General features: G+C 43.8%; 17 protein-coding genes, 1 rRNA gene, 1 pseudogene and 1 riboswitch (1 of these 20 cut by a window edge). Of the genes and pseudogenes, 7 read left to right on the top strand and 12 right to left on the bottom strand.

Annotated elements, in window-relative coordinates:
* A 16S ribosomal RNA gene (locus ACQE26_RS09195) occupies window positions 1-1,121 on the bottom strand; it reaches 429 nt to the left of the window's first position.
* A 429-nt stretch (window positions 1,122-1,550) separates the two neighbouring features.
* Window positions 1,551-1,651: riboswitch (TPP riboswitch) on the top strand.
* Between the two features lie 99 nt (window positions 1,652-1,750).
* Here ACQE26_RS09195 and thiT point away from each other — a divergent pair.
* Window positions 1,751-2,332, top strand: coding sequence for an energy-coupled thiamine transporter ThiT (gene thiT / locus ACQE26_RS09190; RefSeq protein ID WP_500471343.1), 582 nt, complete (start codon window positions 1,751-1,753; stop codon window positions 2,330-2,332).
* A gap of 30 nt (window positions 2,333-2,362) precedes the next feature.
* On the opposite strand, the gene floT is transcribed toward thiT, so the two are convergent.
* On the bottom strand, window positions 2,363-3,892 hold the full coding sequence (floT, locus tag ACQE26_RS09185) for a flotillin lipid rafts scaffold protein FloT (protein WP_438420456.1): 1,530 nt from the start codon (window positions 3,890-3,892) through the stop codon (window positions 2,363-2,365).
* Window positions 3,893-3,911: 19 nt separating this feature from the next.
* Window positions 3,912-4,442 (bottom strand): NfeD family protein, encoded by a 531-nt coding sequence (locus ACQE26_RS09180; protein ID WP_500471342.1) that lies wholly within the window; start codon window positions 4,440-4,442, stop codon window positions 3,912-3,914.
* Window positions 4,443-4,588: 146 nt separating this feature from the next.
* On the opposite strand from ACQE26_RS09180, the gene ACQE26_RS09175 reads away from it, so the two are divergent.
* On the top strand, window positions 4,589-5,077 hold the full coding sequence (locus tag ACQE26_RS09175; RefSeq protein WP_500471341.1) for a DinB family protein: 489 nt from the start codon (window positions 4,589-4,591) through the stop codon (window positions 5,075-5,077).
* A 1-nt stretch (window position 5,078) separates the two neighbouring features.
* Here the strand turns inward: ACQE26_RS09175 and ACQE26_RS09170 are convergent, their stop codons facing one another.
* The 3 genes from ACQE26_RS09170 to betB all read right to left on the bottom strand — a co-directional run bounded on the left by ACQE26_RS09170 (window position 5,079) and on the right by betB (window position 8,430).
* Complete coding sequence (locus ACQE26_RS09170; RefSeq protein ID WP_438420459.1) at window positions 5,079-5,660, bottom strand: MOSC domain-containing protein; 582 nt, start codon at window positions 5,658-5,660, stop codon at window positions 5,079-5,081.
* A 71-nt stretch (window positions 5,661-5,731) separates the two neighbouring features.
* The gene (gene gbsB, locus ACQE26_RS09165) at window positions 5,732-6,940 is read right to left on the bottom strand and encodes a choline dehydrogenase (protein ID WP_438420460.1); all 1,209 of its coding nucleotides are present in this window, start codon (window positions 6,938-6,940) and stop codon (window positions 5,732-5,734) included.
* Between the two features lie 17 nt (window positions 6,941-6,957).
* Window positions 6,958-8,430 carry a betaine-aldehyde dehydrogenase gene (betB, locus tag ACQE26_RS09160; RefSeq protein WP_198698055.1) on the bottom strand — a complete coding sequence of 491 codons (1,473 nt, stop codon included), beginning with the start codon at window positions 8,428-8,430 and terminating at the stop codon, window positions 6,958-6,960.
* Window positions 8,431-8,629: 199 nt separating this feature from the next.
* Between betB and gbsR the strand changes: the two genes are divergently transcribed.
* From gbsR to ktrA, 3 genes are all read left to right on the top strand, one after another.
* Entirely contained in the window at window positions 8,630-9,190 is a 561-nt protein-coding gene (gene gbsR / locus ACQE26_RS09155; RefSeq protein WP_016938177.1) for a transcriptional regulator GbsR, read from the top strand.
* 164 nt (window positions 9,191-9,354) lie between these two features.
* Window positions 9,355-9,894 carry a biofilm surface layer hydrophobin BslA gene (gene bslA / locus ACQE26_RS09150; protein WP_500471339.1) on the top strand — a complete coding sequence of 180 codons (540 nt, stop codon included), beginning with the start codon at window positions 9,355-9,357 and terminating at the stop codon, window positions 9,892-9,894.
* Window positions 9,895-10,055: 161 nt separating this feature from the next.
* On the top strand, window positions 10,056-10,724 hold the full coding sequence (ktrA, locus tag ACQE26_RS09145; RefSeq protein WP_047477108.1) for a potassium uptake protein KtrA: 669 nt from the start codon (window positions 10,056-10,058) through the stop codon (window positions 10,722-10,724).
* A gap of 32 nt (window positions 10,725-10,756) precedes the next feature.
* Here ktrA and ACQE26_RS09140 read toward each other — a convergent pair whose 3' ends face one another.
* Window positions 10,757-11,602: a glucosaminidase domain-containing protein gene (locus ACQE26_RS09140; protein ID WP_500471337.1), complete on the bottom strand. Its 846-nt coding sequence runs from the start codon at window positions 11,600-11,602 to the stop codon at window positions 10,757-10,759.
* 137 nt (window positions 11,603-11,739) lie between these two features.
* A complete protein-coding gene (gene hmpA, locus ACQE26_RS09135; RefSeq protein WP_500471335.1) occupies window positions 11,740-12,915 on the bottom strand; it encodes an NO-inducible flavohemoprotein in 1,176 nt (391 codons plus the stop codon).
* Window positions 12,916-13,129: 214 nt separating this feature from the next.
* Between hmpA and ACQE26_RS09130 the strand changes: the two genes are divergently transcribed.
* Window positions 13,130-13,771 carry a cupin domain-containing protein gene (locus tag ACQE26_RS09130; RefSeq protein WP_500471334.1) on the top strand — a complete coding sequence of 214 codons (642 nt, stop codon included), beginning with the start codon at window positions 13,130-13,132 and terminating at the stop codon, window positions 13,769-13,771.
* A gap of 1,132 nt (window positions 13,772-14,903) precedes the next feature.
* On the opposite strand, the gene ACQE26_RS09125 is transcribed toward ACQE26_RS09130, so the two are convergent.
* The gene (locus tag ACQE26_RS09125) at window positions 14,904-15,035 is read right to left on the bottom strand and encodes a hypothetical protein (protein WP_500471332.1); all 132 of its coding nucleotides are present in this window, start codon (window positions 15,033-15,035) and stop codon (window positions 14,904-14,906) included.
* A 134-nt stretch (window positions 15,036-15,169) separates the two neighbouring features.
* Window positions 15,170-16,300 carry a Rap family tetratricopeptide repeat protein gene (locus ACQE26_RS09120; RefSeq protein WP_500471330.1) on the bottom strand — a complete coding sequence of 377 codons (1,131 nt, stop codon included), beginning with the start codon at window positions 16,298-16,300 and terminating at the stop codon, window positions 15,170-15,172.
* 298 nt (window positions 16,301-16,598) lie between these two features.
* On the opposite strand from ACQE26_RS09120, the gene ACQE26_RS09115 reads away from it, so the two are divergent.
* Complete coding sequence (locus tag ACQE26_RS09115) at window positions 16,599-16,802, top strand: hypothetical protein (protein ID WP_500471328.1); 204 nt, start codon at window positions 16,599-16,601, stop codon at window positions 16,800-16,802.
* Window positions 16,803-17,102: 300 nt separating this feature from the next.
* Here ACQE26_RS09115 and ACQE26_RS09110 read toward each other — a convergent pair.
* Window positions 17,103-17,605, bottom strand: a pseudogene (locus tag ACQE26_RS09110) (SMI1/KNR4 family protein).
* Window positions 17,606-17,656: 51 nt separating this feature from the next.
* A complete protein-coding gene (locus ACQE26_RS09105) occupies window positions 17,657-18,253 on the bottom strand; it encodes an SMI1/KNR4 family protein (protein ID WP_500471327.1) in 597 nt (198 codons plus the stop codon).

Here is an 18,253-nt window from a genome sequence, read left to right as displayed (position 1 = left end):
GGTTGCGCTCGTTGCGGGACTTAACCCAACATCTCACGACACGAGCTGACGACAACCATGCACCACCTGTCACTCTGCCCCCGAAGGGGACGTCCTATCTCTAGGATTGTCAGAGGATGTCAAGACCTGGTAAGGTTCTTCGCGTTGCTTCGAATTAAACCACATGCTCCACCGCTTGTGCGGGCCCCCGTCAATTCCTTTGAGTTTCAGTCTTGCGACCGTACTCCCCAGGCGGAGTGCTTAATGCGTTAGCTGCAGCACTAAGGGGCGGAAACCCCCTAACACTTAGCACTCATCGTTTACGGCGTGGACTACCAGGGTATCTAATCCTGTTCGCTCCCCACGCTTTCGCTCCTCAGCGTCAGTTACAGACCAGAGAGTCGCCTTCGCCACTGGTGTTCCTCCACATCTCTACGCATTTCACCGCTACACGTGGAATTCCACTCTCCTCTTCTGCACTCAAGTTCCCCAGTTTCCAATGACCCTCCCCGGTTGAGCCGGGGGCTTTCACATCAGACTTAAGAAACCGCCTGCGAGCCCTTTACGCCCAATAATTCCGGACAACGCTTGCCACCTACGTATTACCGCGGCTGCTGGCACGTAGTTAGCCGTGGCTTTCTGGTTAGGTACCGTCAAGGTGCCGCCCTATTTGAACGGCACTTGTTCTTCCCTAACAACAGAGCTTTACGATCCGAAAACCTTCATCACTCACGCGGCGTTGCTCCGTCAGACTTTCGTCCATTGCGGAAGATTCCCTACTGCTGCCTCCCGTAGGAGTCTGGGCCGTGTCTCAGTCCCAGTGTGGCCGATCACCCTCTCAGGTCGGCTACGCATCGTCGCCTTGGTGAGCCGTTACCTCACCAACTAGCTAATGCGCCGCGGGTCCATCTGTAAGTGGTAGCCGAAGCCACCTTTTATGTCTGAACCATGCGGTTCAAACAACCATCCGGTATTAGCCCCGGTTTCCCGGAGTTATCCCAGTCTTACAGGCAGGTTACCCACGTGTTACTCACCCGTCCGCCGCTAACATCAGGGAGCAAGCTCCCATCTGTCCGCTCGACTTGCATGTATTAGGCACGCCGCCAGCGTTCGTCCTGAGCCAGGATCAAACTCTCCGATAAATGGATCACAGACTAAGTTCACTGCATCCTGCAGTAACGTCTGTGTGATCTGCATCGTGCAGACCTTAGTTTGACTGACTACGCACATCGCTGTGCGATTTATTTAAAACTTTGAATTAACAGGTACGTTTTGTCTTGTTTAGTTTTCAAAGATCATTACCGCTTGTTGAAGAAGCTTTATTATCTTACCACTTAGCTTCTTTTATGTCAACAACTTTTTTCAAATCGTTTTCGAAGCTTTTTGTTTTGTCTGCTGTTCATCAGCGACGTTTAATAATATAACACCCTTTTAAAAGTATGACAATAGTTTTTTTAAAAAAAGTCCCTGTTTATTTTCATTCATACTTATTTCAGTTTCTCTTCTATAGAAAGAATGCTGTCTTGTGGTTTGGTATATTTTCTTGTATAGTAAGATTGAACTAAATACTTGATGACCACAAGGGGAGCATTAAAGCTGAGAGTGAACGTTTTGTTCTGACCCTTTGAACCTGTTAGTTAACGCTGGCGTAGGGATGTGGCAAAGCCAAATGAATTGCAGTTTTGTAAGCAGCGCGCGGACCTTTTCCCATCCTTCCCCGCCCTGCTTTTTTGTTTATCCTTGATACGGTTGTCTGACCAGGGGGAAAACTATGAATCATTCAACACAGCTTGTGCGCTTAATAGAAATAGCGATTATGACCGGAGCGGCCGTCATTCTGGACATTGTGTCAGGTATGTTTCTCCGTATGCCACAAGGCGGATCAGTCTCTATTATGATGATTCCGATTTTTTTGATTTCATTCCGCTGGGGAGTGAAGGCCGGGCTTACGACAGGCTTTTTAACAGGGATTGTCCAGATCGCCATCGGCAATTTGTTTTTGCAGCACCCGGTGCAGCTATTTCTTGATTATATCGCGGCGTTTGCAGTTCTCGGTTTCAGCGGCTTGTTTGCTTCCGGTGTCCGTGAAACGGCATTGGCTAAAAAAAGAGGCGCATTAACGATGTATGTGATAAGCGGCGTTTTTATCGGCAGTGTGCTGCGGTATGCGGCACATGTGATCTCCGGAGCGGTCTTTTTCGGAAGCTATGCTCCGAAGGGCACTCCGGTCTGGATTTATTCGCTCGTCTACAACGCGACTTATATGATTCCTTCTTTTATCCTTTCGGCCATTGTCCTTATCTTATTATTCATGACGGCGCCGCGGCTTCTTGAATCCAAGCGGGCAAATTGAAACAGCAGGCGGGTTATGCCTGCTGTTTTTTTATCCAGAGCTGCGTTCTTTCTTCGAATCGCTCAGTTCTTTTGTAAGTTCATTTATGCTTTGTTTTATGTTTCCTTTGCCTGAAAAATTCTCAATGATCTCTTTTACATTGATTCCGGAAGATGCTTTTAAACTTTCCTGAAGACCGGCCATTAAATTGGTTGCATAGCCCGTGACTTTATTGGCTCCGCCGTTTTCACCGCTTCCTCCCGTATCAACGACAGTTATTTTATCAATGTTGGAAAGAGGCGCCGAGACTTGCTTCGCATACTCAGGCAGCATTTTCACAATCATATCGAGGATTGCGGCCTGCCCGTATTTTTCGAAGGCTTCAGCAATTTTCTCTTTAGCTTCCGCTTCCGCAAGACCTTTCAGGCGGGTGACTTCCGCTTCGGTTTCTCCTCTCGCCTTTTCAGCCTCCGCTTTAGCAAGACCGTCAATTCTCACGCGTTCAGCTTCCGCTTTGGCCATCGCTTCAATACTATACTGTTCGGCATCTGCTTCTGCGAGCTGCTTCGCCTTTGCAGCTGCGGCCGCTTGTTCTACCGAATAACGGTCGGCATCGGCCTTTTTCTTCACTTCAGAGTCATACTGGCGCTCACGGCGGAGAATTTCTTTTTCTTCCAATTCAATCTGCTTTTGCCGCTCAATAATTTTAATCTGCATTTCCTGCTCTGTCACCTGCTGGCGGGCTTTTGCTGTTTCGAGGTCATATGCCTGGTCGGCATTGGCTTTTGCTGTGTCCTGCTCTCTTCTGTATTCCGCCATTTTCAGCTGATTGATTTTTTCCGCTTCAGCTATTTCCGTCGCCCGCTCCAGCTCTGATTTTTTTGCGTCCTTATCAGCCGCCGCGCGTTTAATTCTCGTCTCTTTATCCGCTTCTGCCGTGGCAATGTCCGCATCCCGCTTGACTTGGGCGATTCGCGGCTTACCTAATGATTCTAGATAGCCATTTTTATCGCGGACATCTTTAATCGTAAAGGAAACGATCATCAGTCCCATTTTGGCAAGATCCTGAGACGCAACCCGCTGGACTTCCTGAGAAAACTTTTCCCTGTTTTTATAAATTTCTTCAACGGTCATGGAGCCGAGGATGGAACGCAGATGGCCCTCCAGCACCTCACGCGCCTCCTGCTCGCGGTCCTCCTTAGACTTCCCTAAAAATTGTTCAGCGGCTGTTGCGATTTCCCCGATGGAGCCGCCGATTTTTATAATGGCGGTTCCGTCGGCCATTACCGGCACCCCTTGTTCTGTATAAACTTCAGGTGTAGAGACATCAAGCTTGCTTGAAAGTAAACTGAGAGGTTCCGCCTGCTGGAACACCGGAAGCACGAACGTTCCCCCGCCCCGGACGATTTTCAGACGATTTCCGCCTTCATCAATGTGGACGTTCTTATTTCCCAAATAGCTTCCGGTTACGATAAGGGCTTCGTCAGGCCCCGCCGTCCGGTACTTCGTAATAAATACAGCAATAAGTGCGATGAGTAAAAAGAATACGATTCCGATAACGATGATAATCGGCATAGTCATAACAGTTCCCCCTTAGATATCAGATTGGTTCATGCGGCGTCACAAAAAGCACTCCGTCTTTCACGTCAATCACTAATACGGCCGTTCCGTACTGAATCTGTTCTTGATCAAAGCTGACAGCAGATTTAGAAATGGCGCCCCCGATTCCCTCTATGATCACTTCCCCATAGCCATCTTTCGGAACGGAAGTAATAACCCTGCCGATTCTGCCCTTTAAATCCGACTCCCGATATACGAGCGATTCTTCCGCTGATGAAAGCGGTACAAGGACAAAGAAGTGAAGCAGGCTGACCAAAAAAACTGAAAGCACAAATGAAAGTAATGCAATGACAGGATGTGAAAGCGGAGTTGCGATTTCGCCGATGTAACCTGAGGCTGAAAAGATGGTCAAAAACGACAAAATCAACGTTGGATTTACGAATGAAACAGGAATGGCTTCCGAGACGCCGTGAAACACATCTTGAAAAAACAGAATCAAAAGCGTGAGGCTCCCCGCAATAATCAGTGTGTAAAGATAGATCGTTTCGAGCGGCAGATGAAATACGACCACATTCTTTCCTCCTTTCGGCCTGGATGTCGGAGTGTTACTTTATATACGGTTGCAAAGGAAAATGGTTTCAATTTTCTGATAAGAAAGGCTGATTACATGATTATCCAATCCGGATATGATATGTTTACTCCAAAGGAGGAGATAGGATGAGTATTTTTAATGAAGCCAGACAGCAGACTTGGGAAGAACTGAAAGGACTCTCTGATGAGGAATTCAACCAAAAGCCCGCGGCTGATGAGTGGAGCGTGCGCGAAGTCCTTGACCATTTAAAGAAAATTGACGAATCAGCGCAGAATCTTTTATCAAAGCAGGCAAAAGACGCACCGTTAAAAGAAATAGAAGAAAAACCGATGGAGTTTATAGAGGACAGAACAACTAAACATCCGGCGCCGTCACAGCTTGAACCTGAGCAAAACCGAATATCAGTCATCGAAGCGAAACAAGAATTAGATACAGCAAGACAGCAGCTGACCGCCGTTATTTCATCATTAAACGAGGAAGACTTTGAACGTGTGCTTCCGCATCCCGTTTTTCAAGAACTGACGATCCGCCAGTGGATTGATTTTATCGGTCATCATGAAAAGCGCCACATCAATCAAATAAAAGAAATTAAACAAAAAATCGAGAAGGTCTGAGTCAGACCTTCTCGATTTTTTTCTTGACGCGTTTCGGTTCATAGGAATGGATGGCGACCGAATCACCCGTGCATATGTCTCCCGGCCGTTCAACAATACAGACAATTCCTCTTCTGCCCATTGCGTGCCTCACAAATGCCGCAGCGAGTTTTGGCTGATCCGGGTAAAAGGATTGAATGATTTCTCCCGGCTGAATGCACGGATCATTTTCTCCCTCGCACAACAGAGACGCACCGCTTGGAAATATTATTCTGCTTCCTTCTTTAAGCGGCGTCAGTGCAGAAAAACCGCTGATTGCGATATTAGCGCCGAGCCATTCGGGAAAGATATGAGAAACCCCCATCGCCGCCGCAATCTCATCACATTCCTCCATGGACACGATTGAAATTTGTCTCCGGTTAAAAATTTCCGTCCCTCTTTGATACATCGGCTCCCGCGCACCGGCTTTTTTTGTCAGTCCGAAATGAAGGTCACCTGGAAACCCGCCGTATTCCGCACGAAGCTTGTCCATCTTTTTGGTAACAAATTGTTCCGTATCTGCTATATATACGCCTTCCGCCTTTGCTGTTATGCACTTCCACATCACCCGTCACCGCCTTTTTCTTGACATTATCCTTAAAAAACCCCGCTCTGTAAAGAAGCGGGGTTCAATTATTATACCGTTTTCGGCGTTAAGTCAAAGCAGCGTTTGTAAATCCAGTTGTATGCTTTCTCATTCAAGTCTCTTGGATTTCCGAAGGTTTGCGGATCTTTCATGGCTTCTTTTGATAAGCGCTCAATCATGTCCGGCGACACACCTTGTTCTTCTAAGCTCGGCACCTCTAAATCTTTTACAAGGTCATACATCCAATTGACGGACGCTTTGGCCGCTTCTTCGGTTGTCATGTTGCTTGTATCGATTCCGAATGCTTTGGCGATGCGGGCAAATTTTTCCGGATATCCCTTCCAGTTGTATTCCATTACCGGCCCCATCATTGCTGCGACGCATTGCCCGTGAGCGACAGGGATGATGCCGCCGAGTGTCTGGCTCATTGCATGCGCAGCGCCAGCGGATTCACTGCCGTATGAAAGTCCGGCAAGCATCGCCGCCTGTGCCATGCCGTATCTCGCTTCCAAATCCTCTCCGTCCGCGAACGCACGCTTAATATAATGCGCCCCATATTCAATAGCCATTAAAGCCACGGCATCAGTGATCGGCTGCGCGAATTTCATCGTATAGCACTCAATGGCGTGCGCGAGAGCATCGATACCTGTCATGGCCGTCACATGCGGAGGCATGGACGTATGCAGCTCAGGATCAATGACTGTTAAATGCGCGGCGATAAGCGGTCCGCCCGTATTGAATTTAAATTCTCTTTCCTCGTCTGTAATGACCGCCCATTGCGTAACCTCTGAACCCGTTCCGGCAGTTGTCGGGATCGTTGTCAGCGGAGGAATACGGTTTTCCAGCGGTTTTTTGCCTTCCGCGGCTTCATAATCAAGCACGCTACCTTCGTGTGTCGCTTCTACTCCGATCGCTTTCGCCGTATCCATGGAGCTTCCGCCGCCGACAGCCACAAGGCCGTTGCAGCTTTCTTTTTTATACAGTTCAGATCCTTCGTTCACAAGACGTACAGGCGGGTTCGGCTCCACTTTGTTAAACAGGACGACTTCGATGCCCGCTTCCTGCAAGGATTCAATAACCGGGTTTGCCACTCCCGCATTATAAATTCCCGGGTCTGTTACGAGCAGCGCTTTTGTGACGCCAAGCGCTCTGACTTCTTTTCCCGCATGCTGAATCGCGCCGATTCCGTGCTTAATAACTGTCGGGATTTCGAATGTATGGAATTTATGCATGCTTTCTACTTTCATATTTAATGTCATATTATATCTCCTCCTCGTTATGCTTGAAACCAGTTAACAGGTGCAGGTTTCGTGTTGCGGTAAATATGTTTGACTTCCGTGTATTCTTCCAGACCGATTTTGCCGAGTTCGCGGCCGAAGCCTGATTGTTTGTACCCGCCCCACGGCGCTTGCGCGAAATACGGATGAAAATCATTGATCCAAACCGTACCCATCCGCAGTTTTGCGGCTACGCGTTCGCATTTTTCAATATCCTTTGACCATACCGCTCCGGCCAGCCCGTAAATGGTATCGTTGGCGAGTCTGACCACTTCTTCTTCAGAAGAGAATGACTCGACTGTTAAAACGGGGCCGAAGATTTCCTCTTGGACAATTCTCATGTCAGACTTGCAGTTTGAGAAAATAGTAGGTTCATAGAAGAAACCGTTTTGAAGGGCGGGATCATCAGGACGTTTGCCGCCTGTTTCCAGCTTTGCCCCTTCTTCGATTCCGATTTCTACGTATTTTTCAACTTTGGCCCGATGCTCGGCGGAAATCAGCGGACCGCTTTCCGTATCTTCATGAAAACCGTTTCCTAATTTGATGCGTTTCGTGCGCTTGATTAACTCGGCTAAAAATTCATCATGAATGGCTTCGTCCACTAAAAGGCGCGAGCCTGCCGAACAAACTTGGCCGGCATGGAAGAACACGGCGTTGAGCGCTTGATCTGCAGCTGTTTCGAGATCCGCATCTTTAAACACGATATTCGGATTTTTGCCACCAAGCTCAAGGGCAATCTTTTTCACATTGCCGCTTGCCGCCTGCATGATTTTTTTGCCTGTTTCAATTCCGCCCGTAAAGGACACCAAATCGACGTCAAGGTTTCTCGCCAGCTCATCCCCGACAGAAGCGCCCGGTCCAAGCACAAGATTGGCGGCTCCTTTCGGAATACCGGCTTCTTCTATTAATTGAAAGACTTTAATCGTTGTCAGCGGAGTTATCTCGCTCGGCTTTAAAACGATCGTGTTTCCGGCCGCAAGAGCGGGAGCGATTTTCCAGCTCGCCTGAAGGAGCGGATAGTTCCACGGCGTAATTTGTCCGCATACGCCGATTGGCTCTCTGACGATTTTACTTACGGAATCGGGAATCGGAGATGAGATGACCTCGCCTCCGTCTTTATCCGCCAAACCGGCATAATACTGAAATACATTTGCGATATCATCCATGTCGGCTTTGCTTTCTTCAATGGTTTTCCCTGTGTCCAGCGATTCCAGCTCAGCTAATTCGTTCAGATCTCGTCTGATTAATTCCGCAATTTTCAGAACAAATTGACCGCGCTCAAGTCCCGAAAGCACCGGCCACTCCCCTTCATCAAATGCTTTTCTGGCTGCGGCGATGGCTTTCACCGCATCGTCCCGGTCTCCTTCACATACTGTTGCAATTTCTTCCTGATTAAATGGATTGATGATACGGCGGGTCTGTTTTTTTTCTGCACTGATCCACTCGCCGCCGATATAAAGCGTTTTGCTCATAAGAGTCCTCCTTACCGAAAAGTAAGTTTGTTAAATAAAAATTTAATGTTTTTAACAATGTTAATTTAACACATGTTTTTTAACCTGTCAAAACCTTGTTTGTCCGCTTAGGTTTTGACATTTCGCCATGATTCGTTAAGATTAAGAACATAAAGAAATGACTTAATCAATTTAACTTCAAGAGGAAAAGAGGGACAGTATGGATGAGAATCCAGAATTTGCAGCTATAGAACAAGCAAGGGATCTTGTCATTGATTCCATTGCTGAGACGATGGATCTGTACGGAATCACCCGGAGTGTCGGAATTTTATACGGAACAATGTATATGAGGGATGAAATGACGCTTGATGAAATGCGTGAGGAACTGCAGATGAGCAAACCGAGTATGAGCACAGGCGTCAAAAAGCTGCAGGATTTAAATGTGGTCAAAAAAACCTTTCACCGCGGCACGCGGAAGCATACATTTGTAGCGGAAAAGGATTTCTTTACGTTTTTCACGAATTTCTTCCCGCCGAAATGGGATCGGGAAGTTCAGGTGAATTTGTCCGCCATCGTACAGGCCCAGGCGGATTTGCAGGCCGTTTTGCTGGCAGAGGAAGGCAGCGCGGAATTACAGGAAGAAGCGCGGCAGTTATATGATCAGCTTGAAAGCTCGAAGGCCTATTATCATTGGCTGAAGCGGCTCGCCGATTCAGTCCGGAGCGGAGAGATTTTTAACTTTATTCCGATAGAAACAGACGAAAAAACGCCTGAATCGTAATCAGGCGTTTTTTCTTCGTCATTTTTCGACGTGATTTGATTATTTTCGAGGAAATATAGGAACATAACCCCATTTACTTCCATTAAAATTGATGGTAAATTTTTATAGGTACGGTCGTTCTTTTTTAAGAACGATCGACAAATTTTTTTAAGGGGGATTTTGATATGAAACAAAAGTTTTTCTCAACTGTCATGGCAAGTTTATTCGGCTTGGCTTTACTGCTTTCTCTGCCGACAGCGTCATTCGCTGCTGAATCAGGTTCAACCGTTCACGAGCCGGAAATGTCCACAAAGGCGACCGCTTCCTTATTTGCAAAATACACAGGTGCCAGCCAGCAGGAATGGTCATTTTCTGACATCGAATTGACGTACCGCCCGAACACGATTCTGAGCTTAGGCGTTATGGAATTTACCCTTCCTAGCGGATTTGCGGCTACAACAAAGGATACAATCAACGGACACGCTTTGCGTGAAAGACAGATTCTGAATAACGGCAAAACAGTCAGACTTCCGTTAAACATTGATTTGCTCGGCGCAGCGGAATTTAAGCTTTCTCTTAATAATAAAACGCTGCCTGCTGCAGGTACATATAAGTTCCGTGCAGAAAATAAATCATTAAGCATCGGCTCTAAATTCTATGCTGAGGACACAATTGTTGTTCAAAAACGCAGCACACCGCCGACACAGCCTTGCAACTGCAAATAATTGCGAAAAACGGACCGGCACAAGCTCATCGCTTGTCAGCCGGTCTTTTTTTGTGCCGTTTTTTCTTCCGGCTCTCACATTGACAAACCTTTGAAACAGGAGTACATTCTTGTTTGTTGTATTTGGAGTGACGAAAACAGTTTCTTAAGGAGTTATGAGGATTGGGAAAAATCAAAAATAAACAATTTGCCGTCATCGGACTCGGCCGTTTCGGCGGAAGCATCTGCAAAGAGCTTTTTAAAATGGGGCATGAGGTGCTGGCCGTCGATATCAGCGAAGAGCGGGTCAACGCATACTCCTCTTATGCCACTCATGCCGTGCGGGCAAATGCGACGGAAGAAAGCGAACTTCAATCGCTCGGCATCAGAAATTTTGAATATGTCATCGTGGCAATCGGCGCCAACATTCAGGCGAGCACGCTGACGACGCTGTTATTGAAAGAACTGAACATCCCTAACATTTGGGTGAAGGCGCAAAATTATTATCATCACAAAGTGCTTGAGAAAATCGGCGCTGATCGTATTATTCATCCGGAAAAAGATATGGGCGTGAGGATTGCGCAAAGCCTGTCGGATGAAAACGTCTTAAATTATATTGATCTGTCAGATGAATACAGCATCGTAGAACTGTCAGCCACGAAAAAACTCCATTTAAAAACCATTCTTGACCTCGGCGTCCGTGCCAGATTCGGCTGCACCATTCTCGCCGTGAAACATAATGGAGACATTCAGCTGTCCCCTTCTCCGGAGACTGTCGTCCATGAATGTGACTGCCTTGTGCTGATGGGGCATAAACGTGATATTAAAAGATTTGAAACAGAGGGAATGTAAAAAAAGCCGGCTGCGGCCGGCTTTTGTGATGCTTATGTTTCTTCATTTAACTGGACGGCGGTTTGGTCAACCCAGCCGATCAGCTTGTCTTTCACCTGAAATTGATACCAGACGGATCCGCCGTTTTTCTTCTCAGAGACAACTTTAATATGCTGGCCGGTAAACTTTTGCGCCGATGCCAGTTTAATAGAATGCTGCTCTTTCGACGGCTTGGACCAAACGTCTTCCATGGCGTAGTCTTTGATGGCGCCTTTTTTATCAACCGCTTTAAGAGAGGCATTGATTTTGTCAAATTCATTCAGGTTATAGGTTTCTATAACATCTTTAATTTTTTCCGCATAGTCGGGATCTGTGGCATAGCCGGATTTTTGAAGGGCTGCCGCAGCTGATTTATAATCGTCCGCTTCTATGACGGGTTTATACTTCTTTTTATTCCAAGACGTTCCTTTGACAAATAATTTGGCGTGGTCATCCATGGATTCAAAAAACGTGTTGTACTTACGGAATTTTGCCCGAATCGTTTTTCGTTTCCCTTTTTCAAATTCATCTGTTTTCATCGTGACGTGTTTTCCTTTATAATCACCTTTTACACCGAACAGGTTGCGCGCTTTTCCAGCAAGCTCACTGTTCCCCCAATCCGATTCGAGAATGGCCTGTGCAAGGGTGATGCTCGGAAGGACATGATATTTCTCATATAAAATCTGAGCATGCCCGGAAAGGCTGTCAATAAAGACCTGCTGCCCGTCCACCTCTTCAGGCGGTTTTTCTTCCGTCGCTATGAATTTCGAAAACACCATTGATACCAGAAATAATCCGAATATAAGAGATACAGCAAAAAGGCATCCAAGCACCCTTTTGGTCTTTGCTTTCTTTTTCATATCAACCTTCCTTTAATTCCGGAATCACTAGATTTATAATTTTACTGGTCATTGATGAAAATTTCAATAAAATAGGGAAAAAGACGGAGAAAGAACATGTGTGCAAACAAAAAACCCCTCAAAGAGGAGTCTTTTTTTTATGCCATGCTCAGCTGAGGACCGAACAATTCAAATTGAACGGAATCAGAGTTAAACCCGAGTGCAAGAATCATATCTTTCATTTGCGTCATAAACGGTGCTGAACCGCACAAGTAAAATTCAGTATCTTGATTCAGATGCAGCTGCTCTAAGAAGCTTTGATCAATCCGGCCGCTGTAAAAAGGCTTGTCCCCTGAGCGGTCTTGTTCTGACGGTTCACTGTATACATAAATGACGTTAATATTCGGATTGCCTGCCGCGGCTTGCTCGACTTCTTTGCGGAACGCGGCGTACTCTTCGTTTTTCGCGGCATGAATAAAAGTAATAGAACGCTCCGGCTGTTTTTCGGCGGCTGTTTTCAGCATGCTCATCATCGGCGTGATTCCGGAACCGGCACTGAGAAGAACAGCCGGTTTTTCGGCGGAAGACAGTTTGAAATCCCCGGCGGGTGCGCTGACTTCAAGTTTATCTCCTTCTTGAACTTCATTGTGGAGATGAGAAGAAACCGCTCCGTCCTTTTTCACGGAAATCCGATATTCGCCTTTTCGGGCAGCATCAGACAGGCTGTATTGGCGAATGTGCGTATAAGGAGAATCTGCAATCCGCACTTTAATGCTGATAAATTGCCCCGCTTCAAATTCAGGAAGCGCAGAGCTGTCGCTCAGTTTGATATAAAATGATGTGATGTCTTTGCTTTCTTCGGTTTTCTTTATAACCGTAAATTCTTTATATCCCTGCCATCCGGCCTCATTGTACATATCTTTTTCAATACCGATGAAAGCCTCTGCAATGACGCCGTAAGCTTTTTCCCATGCTCCCATAATGTCAGGAGTTGCGGCATCCTGCAGCACATCCTTAATCGCCAGAAGCAAATATTTTCCGACAATCGGATAATGCTCCGGCTTTACCCCGATGCTAGTATGTTTATGACCGATCTGTCTGACCGCCGGAATGATTTGTTCTAATTGATCAATATTCGCCGCAGCCGCAATGACTGCATTTGCCAATGCTGCGCGCTGCGTCTGTTTCTTTTGGTTCGTTTGGTTAAACATATTTAACAGTTCAGGATGATCTTGAAACATCAGGTTATAAAAGCGTCCTGTGATGTTTTCTCCATGTGTTTTCAATACGGGTACTGTGCTTTTGATGATGTCTATTGTTCTCTCATCCAGCATGTTAATCCTCAACCCTTCTAAAGATGTATTTTTAATATATCTTTATAGTAAGAGATATTTTGAATAAAAGATATATCTTAAATGAATCTTTAGAAAAGTCGTCACAATATTGTGTTCAGTTTGGAATCGTTGGTTTTTATTCCCTTTTTCACCTATTGGAAGCGGGACACATATTGTAGAAATTATACGTTTACACATGAAAGCAGGGGATTGTATGGTTTCTTATATGGATTACACGTCTCCGAATACACAGTTCACATATGATGTGAATGAGAGCCGTTTTTTCACTAAAGATCATCGGAACTTTATCAATGTATTGGGGATTAAACAGTTAAACACGCTTGAAAATATTTCATTACTGGATATCTTTTTGAGCAAGACAAATGTGATTGAACCGCATACCCATCAAAATGCCGCTGAATTGGTGTACTGTATTTCGGGTTCCGCAACCGTGTCGATGCTGAATCCGTTCACCCGGAAAATACGAAATTACCCGCTCACCCCCGGACAAGTGGCAAATATTCCGCAGGGGTGGTGGCATTATGAGATCGCGACTTCAGATAATACCCATCTTTTGGCCATATTTGACGCCCATACGCCTGAAGTGATTTACGGCTCGGATGTTCTCCGTCTCACGCCGCCCGAGATCATGGCGCATACGTACTGTCTGAATGAACAGGAATGGGAAAAAGCTGTTTCACCGATCCGCAAATCAACTGTGATAGGTCCCGATAAATACTGCGGGCAGTCTGAAAATACGGGTATTCACGATATGAATAAACCTTATCAGCCAAATACGCATTATCCGAATGATCCGTATCGGCATTATGATCCGCCGTTATATTGGGGGTATTAAACGGAGAGCAGGAGCGGCATTAAAAAAAGCCCCTCATGAAAGAGGGGCTCTTAATCATTACGGTCCGGTTCCGCAGCTTACTTTGTACTCACCTTCGGGCAATTTTTTTGAATCACATATTTCTGAAGCAGACGTGAAGACCACAGAGAAAGAGCGGGGAGCGCTGTTAAAAGAAGTGCCACTGCGCTGAAAGAGTTAGTAGAAGATAGATTTTCCTCTTATTCCTTTCATTTAGTTGTTAGAAATGAAGCAGAACACAGAGGCTGCTGCAGAGGATTAAAAACTTATAAAGGTATGGAGCCAAGGGGCTCTCACCCCTGACCTCTACGCCACCAGTGTGAAGATGCGTTTCTGATACGAACGGACGTTTTATTTCGAACCTTATTTTATAGGGTTTGCTGACCAGTCTTTCTGATAAAAAATCTTCTGTTTGGCGAAAAATGAACAAGTTGTTCCCAAATAGGATTGTAAATTAAAGTTAATTTCCCACTAGACCTGCCATCAAAACGCCCATCACAATCAAGAATAATAGTAAAAGTAAACAAAGTGCCAGGATAACAAAAGAAATATTCTTTGCGATTCCTTTAGGCGATTTGATTGCGAGAATACTCCCCACGACAATTCCTAGAATTCCAAGCGCCCAATGAATATGAGGCAGAAAACACAATGTGAATAAAAGGATGATAAGCGGCACGATCCCAAAATACTTTCTCATTTCTCTCTTTTCTATTTTCCCTCCATTAAATTGATAAATTGAAAAGAAAATTGAACTTATAAATATTGAGTGCCATATTTTTTAAATATTAGCATAGAATTATCGTTCGAGCTTTATGGCGACGGATACATACGCAAGGTTATCTGCGCAGTTCACTATGGAAACACCTACGGAAGGAATTTCGTGTGAAGGACTTAAAGGGGGATAGATGGCTTATTGTATTTGATTCTCTTTTTCCCTTGAGACTTATGAAGTTGGGAGATGATCAAATGACTGATTTTGAACGAAAAGTTTTTAATATGACCCGCTTTGGGAAAAATCCCTCCATGGAACAATTGAAAGGAAAAAACAGGTGGATGTTTTGAAACTAATGAAGAAAACTAAAAAAGCCTTTTCCGAAGAAAAGGCGTAGGCTGTTCAAGTCTGAAAACGATCAGAAGCTACTTTGATTGTATCCTGTGCTTGTTTTTCTGCCGAGTTCATACCCACCCCACATACTAAAGTCAATGTCAGACCCAGGACGATGAAGATGCTCTTTTTAAAATTCATACAGGCACTCTCCTTCTTAGGTTTGATTACGATCAGATGAAACTTGATATGATCCATCAAATGAAACAGCCGATACCGTTAGACCGACCCCTGACATTAAAACGACAGCCGATACAATGATAAATACGCCTTTTCTAAAATTCATACAGGCATTCTCCCCTCTGAATTTGTTTTTGCGTTTGAATCATTTTTCGATGATAAAAATAAGATTTGTCATATTGTTTTGACTCTGCATAAACAGCAGCCGTATCAAGAGCAATATCTTCTACATACGAATAGTTTTTATTTTTCTCAAGGTAATCAATTGTTTTTTTGATTCCCATTTGGTCTATTGCATTAATATATAAAGCATCCAAATATTTTTGCAGAGATTCAAACAGCTTATCCCCGTGATATATCGCTGATGAAAGTCCCTTTTTGCTGATTTGAATCGCCTCGCTTGTTTTCCCTTGTTTAAATAGAAGCTTTGCGTATGTAAACAAGGAATGCGGGAGGTTACCCAATTTATACTTTTCAGATATCTCCGCTGCTTTTTTTAAGTAGATTTCAGCTTTACTATATTCTTCTAGGTCTCCGTAATTCTTTCCTAAGTTGTAATAAGCAGAACTGAGCAGCCTTTCATTATTGTTTACTTGTTTCGACAACTCTAAAGCTTTTTCTAAATGCGGCAAACTTTTTTCAAAGCGTTTAAAGTCAACATAATTCCCCGATATGACAAATAGACATTGAATTTTCCGGACTTTATACAACTCATACTGATCGTAAATATCGAGCGCTTGCTTTACGTGATGCATGGAGACGTGGCTTTGTTTCATACCGTAATATGCTTCAGCCAATTTAAAATGAAACTCCGCTCTCTCAATTTCATCATGCACATGAACAAGTTGTTTTTCAGCCTCTCTATAAAAGCCGATCGCCTTTACATACTGCTTTTGATCAAATTCATACATGCCGCGGAAAAATAAAGAGTAATAGCACAGCAGGCCGGAAATTCCTTTATTTGATGCTTCGATTTTTTCCAGCAGCTCGTCAATTGTCGGTCTCACGCGGGTCGTCACCGGTTCTAAATAATCCAGCATGAGCTGATGGCGGAATTTCATGAGGGTGTAGTAAATCAGTAAATACTCGTCTTCTTCCATCTCATTTATTTCCTGCTCCACCTCCGCCTTCAAAATTTCCGCATCCGGAACACTGAACTGACGTATCATTTTGTACCATTCATTAATTTTAACGCCTACCTCCGATGATGGTAAAACAGAACTCACAAGGCCACTCCTCCTTTTATATAATATTCTAACATTTCCAAATTATGTTTGGATGAAAAAAAACCGCAATTTGTTTGCGGTCTGCCAGATTACTTATTTTCACATAACTGTTGGAAACGGCCATTCCATTTGCGATAATAAAACTAATGCATGGGGAATATCATTTTAAAATGCGCCTTACTTTATCACTCAAATGTTTTAAGCTCTATGAAAATGTGTACTTTAGGAAAACGTTTATAAGTAGACTCTCTACAAGTCTACTTTATTTTTTTCTCATAAATAAACGAGGTGAAAATCAATGGATGGTATAAAATTTTTAGAAGATATGACACGACTCGGAGTAATCATTTTGGTGTTCTCTGGATATGCTATTTACTGGAAATTAGGTAAAACAAAAAGAGAGCGAGGGCTTACAAAATTTGAAGCTTGTCTTAGGTTCTCTGTGATGTTTGGTATATTAGCTTGGGGGGTTTCGACTCTTGCTTTGAGTTTATGGTCATAAGATTAAAACCAGATAAATGTACCCTTATTAGGAAAAATTTGTTTTTTGTACATTTTTTCAAAATAGGGAGTTATAATATCGCGTTTATACTTTTTAGGCGCGATGATTGACGGTTTTCGGCATGGTGAAGGACTTGCAATTGCTGTTATACTGTACGGAGCGGTGAACGGGATGGGGAACAATATGCTTCAAGCAATATTGGATGAGATACAGAAAAATGACAACAAAATTGACGGTGTGTCATCTGTTTAAAGAAGAGATGAACGAATTCAGGGAAGAAACAAAAATAGATTGTTTAGCTCAGTCTCCATCATATGCATCGCCCAATGTACTAAAATTATCACTTAGCCAATACCAGTGCTGTCCCTTATTATAAAGCAACCGTTGAATTAAACCAGTAAATGAAGTGGCTATTAGCTGTGTTTCACCAACAATTCCATGTCGATCAAAAAAGCTGTCGTAACTTACCTTTACGATCTTCATTTAAATCAATTGTCAGATATTCTCCTTTTCCATCCGTACAAACAATATACCACTCGGATGAAATATCTTCTTCACAAAGTTCCCCAACAATAACGGGATTAGCCAATTTAAACTCAGCTGGTCGTACTATATATATATATATATATATATATTGGATAATCCGCATTTTCATATAAAACTGCTCCACCACATTGTTCATAAAATTCCCTAATATCTTTTGGTAGTCGATGCTTCTCATCTATTGTCGGGAGACCATCAGCTTCAAACAGCCGGCAGTCCGATGTAGAAGCAATCTTCTTGATTAACATTTCAATACTCAAGTCCACACCTTTGCATTACTTTTATTTAAGGAGCTTTTTAAAAAATAAGACCTAGTTGTCCTTACCAAAGAGTAACTTTCCAAAATCATTGTCTAAAATCTCAATTTCCACATCGCTACCATTATCATCAGTTTCAATCGGTTCATCCACTAAACTTAGGATAAACTCTTCAAATGAATTGGCAATTAGGAAAAAGTCTTTATCGGGATGGCTTAATTCGTGATCCCAAAACAATATCTTTTCATTGTCGATATCCATACATATTTCATTACCGCCTGCTGAGCTTGCTATAGGAATAATATTCTTAGGAAAGCGATCAGAATAGGTAGTGATTGCTTCTTGAAGACTGTTATGATCGTTAGCTAAACCATAGAAGTTCTCTAGCAATTGTGTATTATCTTCCTTACCCATCCAAGGATCTTTCTCTATAGGTTTGTAGCAAACGTCATACTCAACTTCACCTGTTGTTTTTTTACTTTCTAAATAACAGCCTCCATATCTCTTCAAAAAATCTTTATAGTCGGAAGGCAATTGATTACCTATATTTCTTTCGATTTCTTTAAGTTGTTCGTTTGTATTAATGTTGGAATCTTTTTCAGCATCTATTGTAAATTCTTTTAACTTTTTTTCAATTTTATTGAAACTCAT

The sequence above is a fragment of the Bacillus sp. 5RYD7K genome, assembly GCF_059831465.1.
This window is presented reverse-complemented; position numbering and strand designations above follow the sequence as displayed.

Excerpts from the sequence above, each read along its gene's own strand:
- thiT (WP_500471343.1), top strand. The coding sequence starts at position 1,751 with ATGAATCATTCAACACAGCTTGTGCGCTTAATAGAAATAGCGATTATG.
- floT (WP_438420456.1), bottom strand. The coding sequence starts at position 3,892 with ATGACTATGCCGATTATCATCGTTATCGGAATCGTATTCTTTTTACTC.
- ACQE26_RS09175 (WP_500471341.1), top strand. The coding sequence starts at position 4,589 with ATGAGTATTTTTAATGAAGCCAGACAGCAGACTTGGGAAGAACTGAAA.
- ACQE26_RS09170 (WP_438420459.1), bottom strand. The coding sequence starts at position 5,660 with ATGTGGAAGTGCATAACAGCAAAGGCGGAAGGCGTATATATAGCAGAT.
- gbsB (WP_438420460.1), bottom strand. The coding sequence starts at position 6,940 with ATGACATTAAATATGAAAGTAGAAAGCATGCATAAATTCCATACATTC.
- betB (WP_198698055.1), bottom strand. The coding sequence starts at position 8,430 with ATGAGCAAAACGCTTTATATCGGCGGCGAGTGGATCAGTGCAGAAAAA.
- gbsR (WP_016938177.1), top strand. The coding sequence starts at position 8,630 with ATGGATGAGAATCCAGAATTTGCAGCTATAGAACAAGCAAGGGATCTT.
- bslA (WP_500471339.1), top strand. The coding sequence starts at position 9,355 with ATGAAACAAAAGTTTTTCTCAACTGTCATGGCAAGTTTATTCGGCTTG.
- ACQE26_RS09140 (WP_500471337.1), bottom strand. The coding sequence starts at position 11,602 with ATGAAAAAGAAAGCAAAGACCAAAAGGGTGCTTGGATGCCTTTTTGCT.
- hmpA (WP_500471335.1), bottom strand. The coding sequence starts at position 12,915 with ATGCTGGATGAGAGAACAATAGACATCATCAAAAGCACAGTACCCGTA.
- ACQE26_RS09130 (WP_500471334.1), top strand. The coding sequence starts at position 13,130 with ATGGTTTCTTATATGGATTACACGTCTCCGAATACACAGTTCACATAT.
- ACQE26_RS09125 (WP_500471332.1), bottom strand. The coding sequence starts at position 15,035 with ATGAATTTTAAAAAGAGCATCTTCATCGTCCTGGGTCTGACATTGACT.
- ACQE26_RS09115 (WP_500471328.1), top strand. The coding sequence starts at position 16,599 with ATGGATGGTATAAAATTTTTAGAAGATATGACACGACTCGGAGTAATC.
- ACQE26_RS09105 (WP_500471327.1), bottom strand. The coding sequence starts at position 18,253 with ATGAGTTTCAATAAAATTGAAAAAAAGTTAAAAGAATTTACAATAGAT.